This window comes from Pseudomonas sp. HMSC063H08 (genome assembly GCF_001813645.1).
GTDB lineage: Bacteria > Pseudomonadota > Gammaproteobacteria > Pseudomonadales > Pseudomonadaceae > Pseudomonas > Pseudomonas aeruginosa.
In genome coordinates this window covers 114,680-128,666 of sequence record NZ_KV813325.1, presented here as the reverse complement: position 1 = coordinate 128,666, position 13,987 = coordinate 114,680, and the positions used below count along the sequence as shown (strand labels likewise).

Genomic DNA, 13,987 nt, shown 5'->3' with positions numbered 1-13,987 from the left:
CGGGCACCTCGATCCCCAGAAGAAGTCCGGATGAAGACACGCGACCGTATCCTCGAATGCTCGCTGTTGCTGTTCAACGAACAGGGCGAACCCAACGTCTCGACACTGGAAATCGCCAACGAACTGGGCATCAGCCCGGGCAATCTCTACTACCACTTCCATGGCAAGGAACCGCTGGTGATGGCGCTGTTCGAGCGGTTCCAGGCCGAGTTGGCGCCGCTGCTCGATCCGCCCGAGGAGGTGCGCCTGGGCGCGGAGGACTACTGGCTGTTCCTGCATCTGATCGTCGAGCGCCTCGCCCACTACCGCTTCCTGTTCCAGGACCTGTCCAACCTGACCGGGCGCCTGCCACGGCTGGCTCGCGGCATCCGTACCTGGCTCGGCGCGCTGAAGCGGACCCTGGCCACCCTGTTGGCCCGCCTAAAGACCGACCGGCAGTTGCGCAGCGATGCGCCGGCACTCGGGCAACTGGTCGAACAGATCACCCTGACCCTGCTGTTCTCCTTGGATTACCAGCGGGTACTGGGCAGCAAGGGCGAGGTGCGCACGGTGGTCTACCAGATCATGATGCTGGTCGCCCCGCATCTGCGCAGCGAGGCCCAACGCTCGGCGGAAAGCCTGGCGCAGCGCTACCTGGGACCGGAATGAAAAACGCCCGGCGAGTGCCGGGCGTGTGCGTTGCCGCCAGGACTCAGCCCTGGCTGCTCGGCGTCGCCGGAGCGTTCGCTGCCGGAGCGCTGGCAGCCGGTGTGGCGGCGGGGGCAGCGGGCGCGCTCGAAGACGCGGCGGGAGCGGCCGGTTTCGCCGCGGCGGGCTTGGCGGCCGGCTTCTTCGCCGCAGGCTTTTTCGCAGCCGGCTTGGCGGCAGGTTTCGCCGCGGGCTTGGCGGCGGTCGCAGCGGCCGGCTTGGTTGCCGGCTTCGCGGCGGGCTTGGCTGCGGCAGGTTTCGCAGCAGGCTTCGCCGCAGCCTTGGCTGCCGGCTTGGCCGCCGGTTTCGCGGCGGCCTTCGCAGCCGGTTTGGCGGCGGGCTTGGCTGCCGGCTTGGCGGCCGCGGTCTTCGCTGCAGGTTTTTTCGCCGCGGGTTTCGCCGCAGGCTTGGCGGCGGCCTTGGCTGCCGGTTTAGCTGCCGGCTTGGCCGCTGCGGTTTTCGCCGCGGGCTTGGCAGCCGGTTTCGCCGCAGGCTTGGCCGCTGCCTTCGCCGCCGGCTTGACGCTGACGCCGGTGAGTTTCTCGATCTGCCTGGTCAGCGTATCGACCTTGCCGTGCAGCTCCTTCACCTCGTTGCGGCTCGGCACGCCGAGACGCGAGATGGCGCTGTTCAGGCGCTTGTCGAAAGCTTCCTCGAGCTCGCTCCACTTGCCGAGCGCACGGTCCCGAACCTCGTCGACCTTGCTCTTCGCAGAGCGGGCGGAAGCCTTCGCCGCACCGACCTGCGCGTCCACATCGGACTTCGCTTCTTTTTCAGCCTTCTCGCCGTCTTTCACCAAGGTCTCGAACAGCTTGCTGCCGTCCTTGCTGACCTTCGAGTAGGCCCCCAGACCAGCCAGCCAGATCTGCCGCGAGTATTTCTCGATCTCGCCGATCCAACTGGACTCTTTTTCGCTCTTCTTCTTGCCAGCCATCCTGCTCTCCTTATTGGGTTCTCGCGACACGCTCGAGCACTGCGCTCAGCTCATCCAGCTTAGCAGAGAGTGCTTCGACATCGTTCCGGGAAGGTATGCCTATCCGGTTCAACGTGCTAGCGACACGGCTGTCGAATGCCTGCTCGATCCTGTCGAGCTGGTCTTCGACTTTTCCCTTCACCGAAGAGAGGCCGGTCTTGACACTGTCATTGGCCGAATCGACCTGACTTGTGACCAGCGATTTGCCTTTTTTCTCCAGGGCTTCGCCAGCTTTCACCAATTCCTTGAAGTAGTCGCTGCCTTCGGTGCCCAGGCGGGAATACGCACCCAGGCCGGCAAGCCAGATCTGGCGGGCATAGTGGCGGATCTCGGAGACCAGGGAAGTGGATTCGGAAACGGTCTTTTTCTTCAGGGCAATCTTGGCCATGGGGCACCTCACGCTCGTTGGGTTGAAGAAACCGCAGGCGCCGCCGGAACGCTGGCAGCGTGAGAGCAAGGTATCGGGGAAAATTAGAAACCGCATACTAAGCGGAAGATGGGCGCCGCCAGGACGGCGAACGCCCGGCGGGATCAGGCCAGCGCCTTGTCCAGCGCCTTCTCGATCTCGCCCTTGAGCAGGCCGCTCATGGCCGACAGCATCAGGCCGAGCTTGACGTCCACCGCGACCTTGTCCGCCCCCACCGCGATCCTGCCGTCGACGCCGCTGCGCTTGAAGGTCAGCTCGTCGCCCTGCCATTCGCACTGCACGCCGTGCTCCTTCGCCAGACGTTCGGCCAGTTTCTCCGCCTTGGCCCGTGCGGCGTCCAGCCCCAGGCTGTGCGGACGTTCGATGTGGATACGCGACATGGATCGACTCCTGATTGCAGATCGGAAAACTATACGCGGCCAGACAAAACACCGCACCCGCGCCGTCGGACGGCGGCACAGCACTTTCCCCACATCCTGTTAGAATGCCCGGCATTCTTTCCAGGTGAGAACGTCATGAACGATCCCCGCAAAGGCGCCGACGCCGAACCCACCACCCACTTCGGCTACCAGAACGTTCCGGAAAGCCAGAAGGCGAAGAAGGTCGCCGAGGTATTCCACTCGGTGGCAGCCAAGTACGACCTGATGAACGACCTGATGTCCGGTGGCATCCATCGCCTGTGGAAGCGCTTCACCATCGAGCTGTCCGGCGTGCGCAGCGGGAACCGCGTGCTCGACATCGCCGGCGGCACCGGCGACCTGACCCGGCAGTTCTCGCGCCTGGTCGGCCCGACCGGCGAGGTGGTGCTGGCCGACATCAACGCCTCGATGCTCAAGGTCGGCCGCGACAAGCTGCTCGACAAGGGCGTCTCCGGCAACGTCAGCTTCGTCCAGGCGGACGCCGAGAAGCTGCCCTTCCCGGACAACCACTTCGACTGCGTGACCATCGCCTTCGGCCTGCGCAACGTCACCCACAAGGACGAAGCGATCCGCTCCATGCTGCGCGTGCTCAAGCCCGGTGGCCGCCTGCTGGTGCTGGAGTTCTCCAAGCCGAGCAGCAACCTGCTGTCCAAGGCCTACGACGCCTATTCGTTCAGCCTGCTGCCGCTGATGGGCAAGCTGGTCACCAACGACTCCGAGAGCTATCGCTACCTGGCCGAGTCGATCCGCATGCACCCCGACCAGGAAACCCTGAAGGCGATGATGGTGGAAGCCGGCTTCGACCGCGTGACCTACCACAACATGACCGGCGGCATCGTCGCCCTGCACCGCGGTATCAAGCCTTAACCGAGGGCGCGCCGATGAGCTCGCTGCTGATCCAGGCCGTGCTGGCCGCCGCCGAAACCGGCATCAATCGCGTCCTGCGCCTCGACGGGACAGCGCTGCCGCGCCTGCGCAGGCTTTCCACCAAGGTCATCGAGGTCGACTGCCTGAGCCCGCCGCTGCGGGTCTTCATCCTGCCCGCCGGCGACGGCCTGCACTTCGCCGCGCAGCATGAGGCGGAGGTCGACTGCACCTTGCGTGCGCCGGCCGGCAACCTCCTGCACCTGGCCCTGGCGCGCGACAAGACCCGCGTCCTGCACAGCCCGGAAGTCAGCATGGACGGCGACAGCGCGGCCCTGCTGGAACTGGCCGGCATCCTGCAGAGCCTGGAGCTGGACTGGGAGTACGAACTGTCGCGCTGGCTCGGCCCGCTCGCCACCCAGGTGCTCGGCAGCGGCCTGCGCGACGCTTCGCGCTGGAGCGCGCAGAGCCTGCACAGCCTGCGCCTGAACCTGGCCGACTACCTTGCCGAGGAAAGCCGTACGCTGGTCGGCCAGCACGAAGCCGAAGCCCGCTTCGCCGAACTGGACCAGCTGAAGCTGGCCCTCGATCGTCTCGACGCGCGCGTCGGACGCCTCAGCCAAAAGACCAAGCCCGACGCATGAAGCTCCTCGCTGTCCGCCGCCTCCTGCGCATCCAGCGCGTCGTCATCCGCTACCGCCTGGACGACCTGATCCTCGAACTGCCGATGCTGCCCTGGTGGCTGCGCCTGCTCGGTGCCACCCTGCCCTGGCGCTGGCTGCCGCGGCGCAAGCTGGAACTGACCCGCGGCGCGCGCCTGCGCCTGGCGCTGCAGGACCTCGGACCGATCTTCATCAAGTTCGGCCAGATTCTCTCCACCCGCCGCGACCTGCTGCCCGACGACATCGCCAACGAACTGGCCTGGCTGCAGGACAAGGTGCCGCCCTTCCCGCCGGAGCTGGCGGTCAAGCGCATCGAGGAACAACTGGGCGCGAAGATCGAACAGGTCTTCGCCCGCTTCGAACGCGAACCGCTGGCCTCCGCCTCGGTGGCCCAGGTCCACGCCGCGCGCCTGAAGAGCGGCGAGGAAGTGGTGGTGAAGGTGATCCGGCCGAACCTGGAACCAGTGATCCGCTCCGACATCGCCTGGCTGTTCATCCTCGCCCGCCTCGCCGAGCGGGTCTCCAGCGAGGCGCGGCGCCTGCACCCGGTGGAAGTGGTCAGCGACTACGAGAAGACCATCGTCGACGAACTCGACCTGCTCCGCGAGGCAGCCAACGCCTCGCAGCTGCGGCGCAACTTCGAAGGCTCGCCGCTGCTCTACGTGCCACAGGTCTACTGGGACTGGTGCCGGCCCAAGGTGCTGGTGATGGAGCGCATCTACGGCATCCCGGTGACCGACCTGGAAACCCTGCGCGACCAGCGCACCGACTTCAAGGCACTGGCCGAGCGCGGCGTGGAGATCTTCTTCACCCAGGTGTTCCGCGACAGCTTCTTCCATGCCGACATGCACCCCGGCAACATCTTCGTCAGCACCCGCGCGCCCTGGAGCCCGCAATACATCGCGGTGGACTGCGGCATCGTCGGCAGCCTGACCGACGAGGACCAGGACTACCTGGCGCGCAACCTGATCGCCTTCTTCAAGCGCGACTACCGCAAGGTCGCCCAACTGCATATCGACTCCGGCTGGGTCCCGGCGGAAACCAAGGTCAACGACTTCGAGGCGGCGATCCGTACCGTCTGCGAACCGATCTTCGAGAAGCCGCTGAAGGACATCTCCTTCGGCCAGGTCCTGCTGCGCCTGTTCCAGACCGCGCGTCGTTTCAACATGGAGATCCAGCCGCAACTGGTGCTGCTGCAGAAGACCCTGCTGAACATCGAAGGCCTCGGCCGCCAGCTCTACCCGGAACTCGACCTGTGGGCCACCGCACAGCCGTTCCTGGAGCGCTGGATGCGCGAACGGGTCAGCCCGAAGCAGTTGCTGCGCAATTTCCAGCAACAGGTCGAGCAGGTGCCGCACCTGTCGCAAATGGCCCGCGATACCCTCGAACGCCTGTCACAACCGCACGCCCACAATGCGCCGCCGCCGGAGTGGAAAGGTTCCCGCCACGACTGGCTCGGGCGCCTGGTGGGCGCGGTGCTGCTGGTCGGCGCCGCCGAGGTCGGCCTGGGTCAGCAGCTGGAAGCCTGGCCGGCGTGGGTGATGCTGGCCGGCGGGGTGTTCCTGATCCTGCGCCGCTAGCGCCGCGCACGGCCACTAGGCCCGCGCCGATAGCCAGTCGCGCTCCCGGCTGGCACACTACTCCCATTTCCGCCGGAAACGCACGCAACGTACCGGCAACGAACGTGGAAAGACCATGAAAGACTGGCTGGATGAGATTCACTGGAACGCCGACGGCCTGGTCCCGGCGATCGCCCAGGATCACGAGACCGGGCGCGTGCTGATGATGGCCTGGATGAACCGCGAGGCGCTGGCCCTGACCGCCAGCGAGAACCGTGCAATCTATTGGTCGCGTTCGCGTGGCAAGCTGTGGCGCAAGGGCGAGGAGTCCGGGCATGTGCAGAAGCTGCACGAACTGCGCCTGGACTGCGACGCCGACGTGGTCATCCTGATGGTCGAGCAGGTCGGCGGGATCGCCTGCCATACCGGCCGGGAAAGCTGTTTCTACCGCGTCTTCGAGAACGGCGCCTGGAAGACCGTCGATCCGGTGCTGAAGGACCCGGACGCCATCTACGAACACGCAGGACACCACCATGAGTGACACCCTGACCCGTCTGGCGGCGGTGCTCGAGGAGCGCAAGAACGCCGCGCCCGACAGTTCCTACGTGGCCAGCCTGTACCACAAGGGCCTGAACAAGATCCTGGAGAAGGTCGGCGAGGAGTCGGTGGAAGCCATCATCGCCGCCAAGGATGCCGCGGCCAGCGGCGACTGCCAGGACCTGATCTACGAAACCGCCGACCTCTGGTTCCACTCGCTGGTGATGCTCTCGGCCCTCGGCCAGCATCCGCAAGCCGTGCTGGACGAACTGGAGCGCCGCTTCGGCCTTTCCGGCCACGCCGAGAAAGCCGCCCGCCAACCATCGGCCTGAACCTACACATTGCGAGGAATACGACATGGGCATTTTTGACTGGAAACACTGGATCGTCATCCTGATCGTCGTGGTACTGGTGTTCGGCACCAAGCGCCTGAAGAACCTCGGTTCCGACGTCGGCGAAGCGATCAAGGGCTTCCGCAAGGCGGTGAACACCGAGGAAGACGACAAGAAGGACCAGCCCGCCGCCCAGCCGGCCCAACCGCTGAACCAGCCGCACACCATCGACGCCCAGGCGCAGAAGGTCGAAGAGCCGGCGCGCAAGGACTGACGGGTAGCCATCGATGTTCGGAATCAGCTTCAGCGAACTGTTGCTGGTCGGGCTGGTCGCCCTGCTGGTGCTCGGCCCCGAGCGCCTGCCGGGCGCCGCACGTACCGCCGGCCTGTGGATCGGCCGCCTGAAGCGCAGTTTCAATACCATCAAGCAGGAAGTGGAACGGGAAATCGGTGCGGACGAGATCCGCCGGCAACTGCACAACGAGCACATCCTCTCGATGGAGCGCGAAGCGCAGAAGCTGCTGGCCCCGCTGACCGGCCAGAATCCCCCGCAGGAAACCCCGCCGCCGGCGGCCGAGAGCCCGGCGCCGAGCGTACCCACGCCGCCGCCGACCAGCACGCCTGCGGTTCCGCCCGCGGACGCCGCGGCACCGCCGGCAGTCGCTACCTCCACTCCCCCTTCGCCACCGTCCGAGACGCCGCGTAATCCATGAGCGCCGATAAACCCGAGCAGCCCGAGCACGACCAGGAAATGCCCCTGGTCTCGCACCTGACCGAACTGCGTACGCGCCTGCTGCGCAGCGTGGCGGCGATCTTTCTGATCTTCGCCGGCCTGTTCTACTTCTCGCAGAAGATCTACACCCTGGTCTCCGAGCCGTTGCGCCGCTTCCTTCCGGAAGGCACCAGCATGATCGCCACCGACGTCGCCTCACCGTTCCTCGCGCCGTTCAAGCTGACCATGGTGGTGGCGCTGTTCCTCGCCATGCCGGTGATCCTCGCGCAGGTCTGGGGCTTCATCGCGCCCGGCCTGTACAAGCACGAGAAGCGCGTGGCACTGCCGCTGCTGGTGTCCAGCATCATCCTGTTCTACGCCGGGATGGCCTTCGCCTACTTCCTGGTGTTCCCGATGATCTTCCACTTCTTCGCCAGCGTGACGCCCGAGGGCGTGGCGATGATGACGGACATCAACAGCTACCTGGACTTCGTCCTGACCCTGTTCTTCGCCTTCGGCGTCGCCTTCGAGATCCCGGTGGCCACGGTGCTGCTGATCTGGATCGGGGTGGTCGACGTCGAGTACCTGAAGAAGATCCGCCCGTACGTGATCATCGGCTGCTTCGTGGTCGGCATGGTCCTGACCCCGCCGGACATCTTCTCCCAGACCATGCTCGCGGTGCCAATGTGGCTGCTGTTCGAGATCGGCCTGCTGTTCGGCCGCCTGGTACGCAAGCGCGGCGAGCATCCAGACGATCAACCGGCCAGCGACGGCGACCAGCCTCCGGCCACCCGCCAGTGAACCTGCTGCTCCTCGACGACGCCGACTTCGTGTCGGCGGATCGTGCGGTCCTGCACGATCGCCGCCTCAAGCACCTGCACGAAGTGCACCGCGCCGAGAACGGCGACACCCTGCGGGTCGGCCGCCTCGGCGGCTGGATGGGCGAAGGCCGCCTGCTGAAGCTCGACGCCAGCGAGGCGACCCTGGAGGTGCGCTTCGACCAGCCGCCGCCGGCCAAGCTGCCGATCACCCTGCTGCTGGCCTTGCCGCGACCGAAGATGCTCCGCCGGGTGTTGCAGACCATCGCCGCGATGGGCGTACCGAAGCTGGTGCTGCTGAACAGCTACCGCGTGGAAAAGAGCTTCTGGCAGACCCCGTTCCTCGACCCGGCGGCGATCCGCGAGAACCTGGTCCTCGGCCTGGAGCAGGCCCGCGATACGGTGCTGCCGGAAATCATCGTCGAGAAGCGCTTCAAACCCTTCGTCGAAGACCGCCTGCCGGCCCTGGCCGCCGGCAGCCTCGGCCTGGTCGGCCATCCCGGCCCCTGGCCGGCCTGTCCGCGCGCGGTGGAGAAGCCGGTGACCCTGGCGATCGGCCCGGAAGGCGGCTGGATTCCCTACGAGGTCGACAAGCTGCGCGAAGCCGGACTGCATCCGGTGCAGCTCGGCGAACGTATCCTGCGCGTGGAAACCGCGGTCAGCGCCTTGCTTGCGCGGTTGTTCTGAAAAAACTCCGGTAAAAGACTGAAGGTTTTCCCCGCCCGGCCGACATCCTCTGTCGCGCAGGGCTCCGCACGACAACCATAAGACCTCGCCCGCCGGCCACGTACCGGCCCTCCGCGCCCGCACGCCGGACGCGACGACGCTGAGCCATTACCTGTTCCGCCACGCCATGGGGCTGCCAACCCAGGGTGTCGCACTGCCTGGAGTAATGACGATGTACGATTGGTGGGTTCTCCAACTGGCCAAGCTGAGCGTCAGCCGCAAGCTGATGGTCGGTTTCGGTGTCCTCCTCGCGCTGCTTCTGCTGGTGGTGATCAGCAGCAACCGCACCCTCACGCACCAGACCGCCCTCAGCGAGCAGCTCGCCGAAGTCGCCAGCCTGATGGAACAGGCCCAGCAAGCCGAACAAGGCCGCCTGGCATTCGAAGCCGGCAGCGACCCGCGCCAGGCCGAGCAGGTCCGCCAAACCCTGGCCGGGATGCTCCAGCGCCTGCAGGCGCTGCGCGACAGCGAGCTTGACCCGGCCGCCCTGGCCCACCAGGCCGAAGCCATCGAAGCCTACCGCAAGGCCTTCGACGACCTCGCCGCAGCCGATCAGCAACGCAGCGCCGCCCGCGGTGTGCTGGTGGGCACTGCACAGCAGGCGCTGGACAGCTTCGCCCGCCTCGAGGAACTGATGGACGCCAGCCTCGCGCAGCAGGCCGGCGACCCGCAGGCGTTGCAACGCAGCCGTGCGGTGGCCGACCTGCACCAACAGTTGCTCATGCTGCGTTACCAGGTGCGCGGCTACGTCTTCGAGCGCAGCGACAAGGCCGAGCAGGCCGCGTTCGCCGCGTTCGACGCCCTCCGCCAGGCCGGCACGACGCTACGAGGCCAATTGCCCGGCGAGGCCGATGCGGCGCTGGAACAGGCCATGCGCAGCCTCCAGGGCTATCGTGGCGGCATCGAGCAGTTCCGTGCCGGCGTCGTCCGCACGCGCCAGGCGCAGCAAGCGATGCAAAGCAGCACCCAGGATATGGCCCGGGCCGGCCGGACCCTCACCGAAGCCGGTCGCCAGTTGCGCGAGAGCACCGCCAGCCGCGACCGCGCCAGCCTCTGGCTGATCGCCGCGCTGGCCCTGGCCTTCGGCTGCGTCGCCGGCTGGGCGATCAACCGGCAGATCGTCCGGCCGCTGGACGAAGCCCTCGCGCAGGCCGAGGCCATCGCCGCCGGCGACCTCGGCAAGCGTCCGCAGAATCCCCTGACCCTCCAGCGCCGCGACGAACTGGGCCAGTTGCAGCGAGTCATGCAGCGCATGGGCGACAGCCTGCGCGAGCTGGTCGGGCGGATCGGCGACGGCGTCAGCCAGTTGGCCAGCTCCGCCGAGGAACTCTCGGCGGTCACCGAGCAGACCCGCGCCGGGGTCAACAGCCAGAAAGTGGAGACCGACCAGGTCGCCACCGCCATGCACGAGATGGCCGCCACCGTGCAGGACGTCGCGCGCAACGCCGAGCTGGCCTCCCAGGCCGCTCGCCAGGCCGATGAAGAGGCGCGCCAGGGCGACGCGGTGGTCGACCAGGCGGTGACCCGCATCGAGCGCCTGGCTACCGAAATGGACGTTTCCAGCGAAGCCATGGCGCGCCTGAAGAACGACAGCGAGCAGATCGGCAGCGTCCTCGACGTGATCAAGTCGGTGGCCGAGCAAACCAACCTGCTGGCGCTCAACGCCGCCATCGAAGCGGCACGCGCCGGCGACGCCGGACGCGGCTTCGCGGTGGTCGCCGACGAGGTCCGTGGCCTGGCCCAGCGCACCCAGCAGTCCACCGCCGAGATCGAGGGCCTGATCCAGCGTCTCCAGCAGGGCGCCGGTGAAGCCGCCGAACGCCTGGAGAACAGCCGCTCGCTGACCGCCAGCACGGTGGAACTGGCGCGCCGCGCCGGCGCCGCGCTGGACAGCATCACCCGCACCGTCTCCGACATCCAGAACATGAACCTGCAGATCGCCACTGCCGCGGAGCAACAGAGCACGGTGGCCGAGGAGATCAACCGCAGCGTCCTCAGCGTGCGCGACGTCGCCGAACAGTCGGCCGCCGCCAGCGAGCAGACCGCCGCCTCCAGCGGCGAACTGGCGCGCCTGGGCACGCAGTTGCAGGCGCAGGTGGGACGCTTCCGCCTGTAACATCCCGAGAGGATCCTCCTTGCATCGGCAGCCCCTCCCGTCCATCGAAAGCGGACAGGAGGGGCACCTTTGCGTAGGATCAGGCTTTCGCCTTTTGGGAGATGACGCCATGCGCCCGATGACCATCGATATCGACGAACTGGCCTTCGCCCTGGATACTCCGGGAATCGACCACTACCTCGACCTGCACAGCGGCAAGGTGCTGCTGATCTCCGCCGAGGCGCCCGATCCCGAACTGGACGCATTGCTGGAAAACGAGCCGGAACGCCTGCTGCTGATCGACCCGCTGAGCACCACCCAGTCGCTGGGACTGATGCAGGATTTCCTCCGCGAGGTGGAAGAGCCGCACGCCTATGCGACGCTCGCCAACGCGCTGCAGAGCCGCAAGCCGTTCAAGGCCTTCAAGCACTCTCTGATGGAGTACCCGGAACTGTTGCAGGACTGGTACCGCTACCAGAACGAGCGCCTGCGCGAATGGGCGCTGGACTGGCTGGAGGACAACGATATCCAGCCGGCCGCGCGGCAGAGTCCGACGTCGCTCCTGCCGCCGCCGGGCAAGCCGTTCGCCTAGCGCGATACTAGAGGACCTGGCGGAGGAAGGCCTGGGCCCGGGGGTCCTGCGGATTGTCGAAGAACTGCGCCGGCGGCGCGTCCTCCAGCAGCTTGCCGTGGTCGAAGAACAGCACGCGGTCGGCCACTTCGCGGGCAAAGCCCATCTCGTGGGTCACGCAGACCATGGTCATGCCTTCCACGGCCAGGGTCTTCATGACGTCGAGGACTTCGCCGACCATCTCCGGATCGAGCGCCGAGGTCGGTTCGTCGAACAGCATCACCTTGGGGTCCATGCACAACGCGCGAGCGATCGCCACGCGCTGCTGCTGGCCGCCGGACAGGCGCGAGGGATATTCGTCGGCCTTCTGCCCGATACCGACCTTGGCCAGCAACGCCCGCGCCTTGGCCTCGCGCTCGGCCTTGCCGCGTTTGCGCACCACGCGCTGGGCCAGGCAGAGGTTCTCGAGCACGGTCATGTGCGGGAACAGGTTGAAATGCTGGAACACCATGCCGACTTCGCGGCGGTAGGCATTGATGTCGGTCCTCGGGTCGGCCAGGTCGACGCCGTCGATGCTCACCGAGCCTTCGTCGAACTCCTCCAGGCCGTTCAGGCAGCGCAGGAAGGTCGACTTGCCGGAACCGGACGGACCGATCACCACCAGCACCTCGCCCCTGGCCACGCGGGTACTCACGTCGTCCACCGCGCGCACTACCTGGCCGCGGGTATCGAAGACCTTCAGCAGGTTGCGTACTTCAATCACTTTGTCCGAGCCTCCGCTCCAGTCGGGATGCCATGTGCGAAAGGGGCAGGTTCAACAGCAGGTACAGCGCGGCGACGCAGAACCAGATCTCGAAGGTGGAGAACGAGGTGGTGATCGCCTCGCGGCCGCTCTTGGTCAGTTCGGTGATGGCGATCACCGAGACCAGCGAGGTGTCCTTGACCAGGCTGATGAACTGCCCGGCCAGCGGCGGCAGCACGCGCTTGAAGGCCTGCGGCAGGATCACGTAGCGCATCGACTGGCCGGCGTTCAGGCCCAGGGAGCGGGCGGCCTCGTTCTGTCCGCGGGCGATGGACTGCACGCCGGCCCGGATGATCTCGGCCACGTAGGCGCCGGTGAACAGCGCCAGCGCCGCGACCCCGGCGAACTCGCGGGACAGGTTGAGCACGGTGCCGATGAAGAAGTAGAAGATGAATATCTGCACCAGCAACGGCGTGCCGCGCACCAGCTCGACGTAGATCGTCGACAGGTCGTGCAGGGTCGGGTTCTTCGACAGCCGGCAGAGGCCGGCAACCAGGCCGATCGCCAAGCCGATGGCACCGGACACCAGCGATAGCCAGAGGGTGGTCCACAGGCCCCAGAGCAGTGGGCCGGCGGCCCAGTGGCGGGTCACCCCGACCGCGTCGCCCTCGGCCACGTCGTCGCCTTCGGAGAATTGCAGGCTGTCCTGGGCGACGGTCACGACCTGCTTCTCGCCGCTCTCGCCAAGCAGCGTGACGCGCGCGTCCCTGCCCTGTTCCTCGATAGCCTCGACCCGGCCGATCTCGTTGGCCCGCAACGGCTCCTCGGCCTGGTAGGCGAAGTACTGCGGAACGCGGTTCCAGCGCCATTCATAGGAAATCAGCGAGGTGGAGAACCACAGCGCCCAGGCCAGGACCAGCAGGATCAGCCCGGTCAGCAGGTGCCAGGGCCAGACGGAACGTTTCTTCTTGGTCACGGAAACTCTCTCGAACGATGGAATGCGCAGGTACGACGGCCCCCTTCGCGGGGGCCGTCAGCGGTTCATTCCATTTCCTTCAGCCACTCGGTGTTCTTGAACCACTTGTCGTGGATGCGCTGATAGGTGCCGTCTTCGCGGATCTGATGGAGGAAGTTGTTGATGAAGTTGATGCTGTCGTAGTCGCCTTTCTTCAGGCCGAACGCCAGCGGCTCGTAGGAGAACGGCTGGTCGAGGTAGACCAGCTTGCCGGCGCCGAACTTGCTCACCGCCACCACGTTGTAGGGCGAGTCGTAGATGAAGGCGTCAGCCTTGCCGTTGACCACGTCCATCACCGCTTCCGGCTCGTTGTCGAAGCCGTGGTACTTGGCCTTGCTGATCAGCTTGCGGGCAACGATCTCACCGGTGGTGCCGATCTTCGAGGTGATGCTGTACTGCGGATCGTTCAGGTCCTTGTAGGACTTGATCTTGCCTTCCAGCTCCTTGCGCACCAGCAGGGTCTGGCCGACCACGATGAAGGGCTCGGAGAAGTTCAGGCGCAGGTTGCGCTCCTGGGTCAGGGTCATGCCCGAGCCGATCATGTCGAACTTGTCGGTCAGCAGCGCCGGGATGATGCCGTCGTAGCTGGTGGAGACCAGCTCCAGCTTGACGCCCATGGACTTGGCCATGGCCTTGAGCAGGTCGACTTCGAAGCCGATGATCTGGCCGCGCTTGTTGGTCATCTCGAACGGCATGTAGGTCGGGTCCATGCCGACCCGCAGGGTGCCGCGCTTGACCGCGTCCTCCACCGCGCCGGCCGCCTGGACCGAAGCCACGCCCACCAGGGCGCAGACGCCCAGAACCAATGAAGCAAGATACTTTTTCATTCCCCAATCCCCAGCAGTCTT

Annotated in this window: 18 protein-coding genes; 12 read left to right on the top strand and 6 right to left on the bottom strand. The window is 66.4% G+C overall.

Going from position 1 to position 13,987, the window contains the following annotated elements:
• The first annotated feature begins 30 nt into the window (after positions 1–30).
• The gene (locus HMPREF2924_RS01085) at positions 31–648 is read left to right on the top strand and encodes a TetR/AcrR family transcriptional regulator (protein WP_003112003.1); all 618 of its coding nucleotides are present in this window, start codon (positions 31–33) and stop codon (positions 646–648) included.
• Between the two features lie 43 nt (positions 649–691).
• On the opposite strand, the gene HMPREF2924_RS01080 is transcribed toward HMPREF2924_RS01085, so the two are convergent.
• From HMPREF2924_RS01080 to HMPREF2924_RS01070, 3 genes are all read right to left on the bottom strand, one after another.
• On the bottom strand, positions 692–1,621 hold the full coding sequence (locus HMPREF2924_RS01080; RefSeq protein ID WP_023094928.1) for a phasin family protein: 930 nt from the start codon (positions 1,619–1,621) through the stop codon (positions 692–694).
• A gap of 10 nt (positions 1,622–1,631) precedes the next feature.
• Positions 1,632–2,048, bottom strand: a complete 417-nt coding sequence (locus HMPREF2924_RS01075) for a phasin family protein (RefSeq protein WP_003103463.1) — start codon at positions 2,046–2,048, stop codon at positions 1,632–1,634.
• Positions 2,049–2,191: 143 nt separating this feature from the next.
• A complete protein-coding gene (locus HMPREF2924_RS01070; RefSeq protein WP_003095874.1) occupies positions 2,192–2,467 on the bottom strand; it encodes a polyhydroxyalkanoic acid system family protein in 276 nt (91 codons plus the stop codon).
• A gap of 135 nt (positions 2,468–2,602) precedes the next feature.
• On the opposite strand from HMPREF2924_RS01070, the gene ubiE reads away from it, so the two are divergent.
• The 11 genes from ubiE to HMPREF2924_RS01015 all read left to right on the top strand — a co-directional run bounded on the left by ubiE (position 2,603) and on the right by HMPREF2924_RS01015 (position 11,403).
• A complete protein-coding gene (gene ubiE / locus HMPREF2924_RS01065) occupies positions 2,603–3,373 on the top strand; it encodes a bifunctional demethylmenaquinone methyltransferase/2-methoxy-6-polyprenyl-1,4-benzoquinol methylase UbiE (protein ID WP_003103462.1) in 771 nt (256 codons plus the stop codon).
• Between the two features lie 14 nt (positions 3,374–3,387).
• Positions 3,388–4,014, top strand: coding sequence for a ubiquinone biosynthesis accessory factor UbiJ (locus HMPREF2924_RS01060; RefSeq protein ID WP_003110866.1), 627 nt, complete (start codon positions 3,388–3,390; stop codon positions 4,012–4,014).
• Positions 4,011–5,612, top strand: a complete 1,602-nt coding sequence (gene ubiB, locus HMPREF2924_RS01055; RefSeq protein ID WP_003095885.1) for a ubiquinone biosynthesis regulatory protein kinase UbiB — start codon at positions 4,011–4,013, stop codon at positions 5,610–5,612. Before HMPREF2924_RS01060 ends, ubiB begins: the two co-directional genes overlap by 4 nt.
• Positions 5,613–5,727: 115 nt before the next feature.
• A complete protein-coding gene (hisI, locus tag HMPREF2924_RS01050) occupies positions 5,728–6,132 on the top strand; it encodes a phosphoribosyl-AMP cyclohydrolase (protein ID WP_003095888.1) in 405 nt (134 codons plus the stop codon).
• Positions 6,125–6,460: a phosphoribosyl-ATP diphosphatase gene (locus tag HMPREF2924_RS01045; protein ID WP_003095892.1), complete on the top strand. Its 336-nt coding sequence runs from the start codon at positions 6,125–6,127 to the stop codon at positions 6,458–6,460. The genes hisI and HMPREF2924_RS01045 overlap by 8 nt, the downstream gene beginning before the upstream one ends.
• A gap of 25 nt (positions 6,461–6,485) precedes the next feature.
• Positions 6,486–6,734: a twin-arginine translocase TatA/TatE family subunit gene (locus HMPREF2924_RS01040; protein ID WP_003095893.1), complete on the top strand. Its 249-nt coding sequence runs from the start codon at positions 6,486–6,488 to the stop codon at positions 6,732–6,734.
• Between the two features lie 13 nt (positions 6,735–6,747).
• A complete protein-coding gene (gene tatB, locus HMPREF2924_RS01035) occupies positions 6,748–7,173 on the top strand; it encodes a Sec-independent protein translocase protein TatB (RefSeq protein ID WP_003135795.1) in 426 nt (141 codons plus the stop codon).
• The gene (gene tatC / locus HMPREF2924_RS01030) at positions 7,170–7,973 is read left to right on the top strand and encodes a twin-arginine translocase subunit TatC (RefSeq protein WP_003095896.1); all 804 of its coding nucleotides are present in this window, start codon (positions 7,170–7,172) and stop codon (positions 7,971–7,973) included. Before tatB ends, tatC begins: the two co-directional genes overlap by 4 nt.
• Entirely contained in the window at positions 7,970–8,677 is a 708-nt protein-coding gene (locus HMPREF2924_RS01025) for a 16S rRNA (uracil(1498)-N(3))-methyltransferase (RefSeq protein ID WP_003095898.1), read from the top strand. Before tatC ends, HMPREF2924_RS01025 begins: the two co-directional genes overlap by 4 nt.
• A 211-nt stretch (positions 8,678–8,888) precedes the next feature.
• On the top strand, positions 8,889–10,832 hold the full coding sequence (locus tag HMPREF2924_RS01020) for a methyl-accepting chemotaxis protein McpK (protein ID WP_023124788.1): 1,944 nt from the start codon (positions 8,889–8,891) through the stop codon (positions 10,830–10,832).
• A 109-nt stretch (positions 10,833–10,941) separates the two neighbouring features.
• Positions 10,942–11,403 (top strand): UPF0158 family protein, encoded by a 462-nt coding sequence (locus HMPREF2924_RS01015; protein ID WP_003135810.1) that lies wholly within the window; start codon positions 10,942–10,944, stop codon positions 11,401–11,403.
• Positions 11,404–11,410: 7 nt separating this feature from the next.
• Here the strand turns inward: HMPREF2924_RS01015 and HMPREF2924_RS01010 are convergent, their stop codons facing one another.
• The 3 genes from HMPREF2924_RS01010 to HMPREF2924_RS01000 form a co-directional block, all read right to left on the bottom strand.
• Positions 11,411–12,145, bottom strand: a complete 735-nt coding sequence (locus tag HMPREF2924_RS01010; protein WP_003095906.1) for an amino acid ABC transporter ATP-binding protein — start codon at positions 12,143–12,145, stop codon at positions 11,411–11,413.
• On the bottom strand, positions 12,138–13,100 hold the full coding sequence (locus HMPREF2924_RS01005; protein ID WP_003103450.1) for an amino acid ABC transporter permease: 963 nt from the start codon (positions 13,098–13,100) through the stop codon (positions 12,138–12,140). Before HMPREF2924_RS01005 ends, HMPREF2924_RS01010 begins: the two co-directional genes overlap by 8 nt.
• Before the next feature lie 65 nt (positions 13,101–13,165).
• Positions 13,166–13,966, bottom strand: coding sequence for a transporter substrate-binding domain-containing protein (locus tag HMPREF2924_RS01000; protein WP_003125684.1), 801 nt, complete (start codon positions 13,964–13,966; stop codon positions 13,166–13,168).
• Between the last annotated feature and the right edge of the window lie 21 nt (positions 13,967–13,987).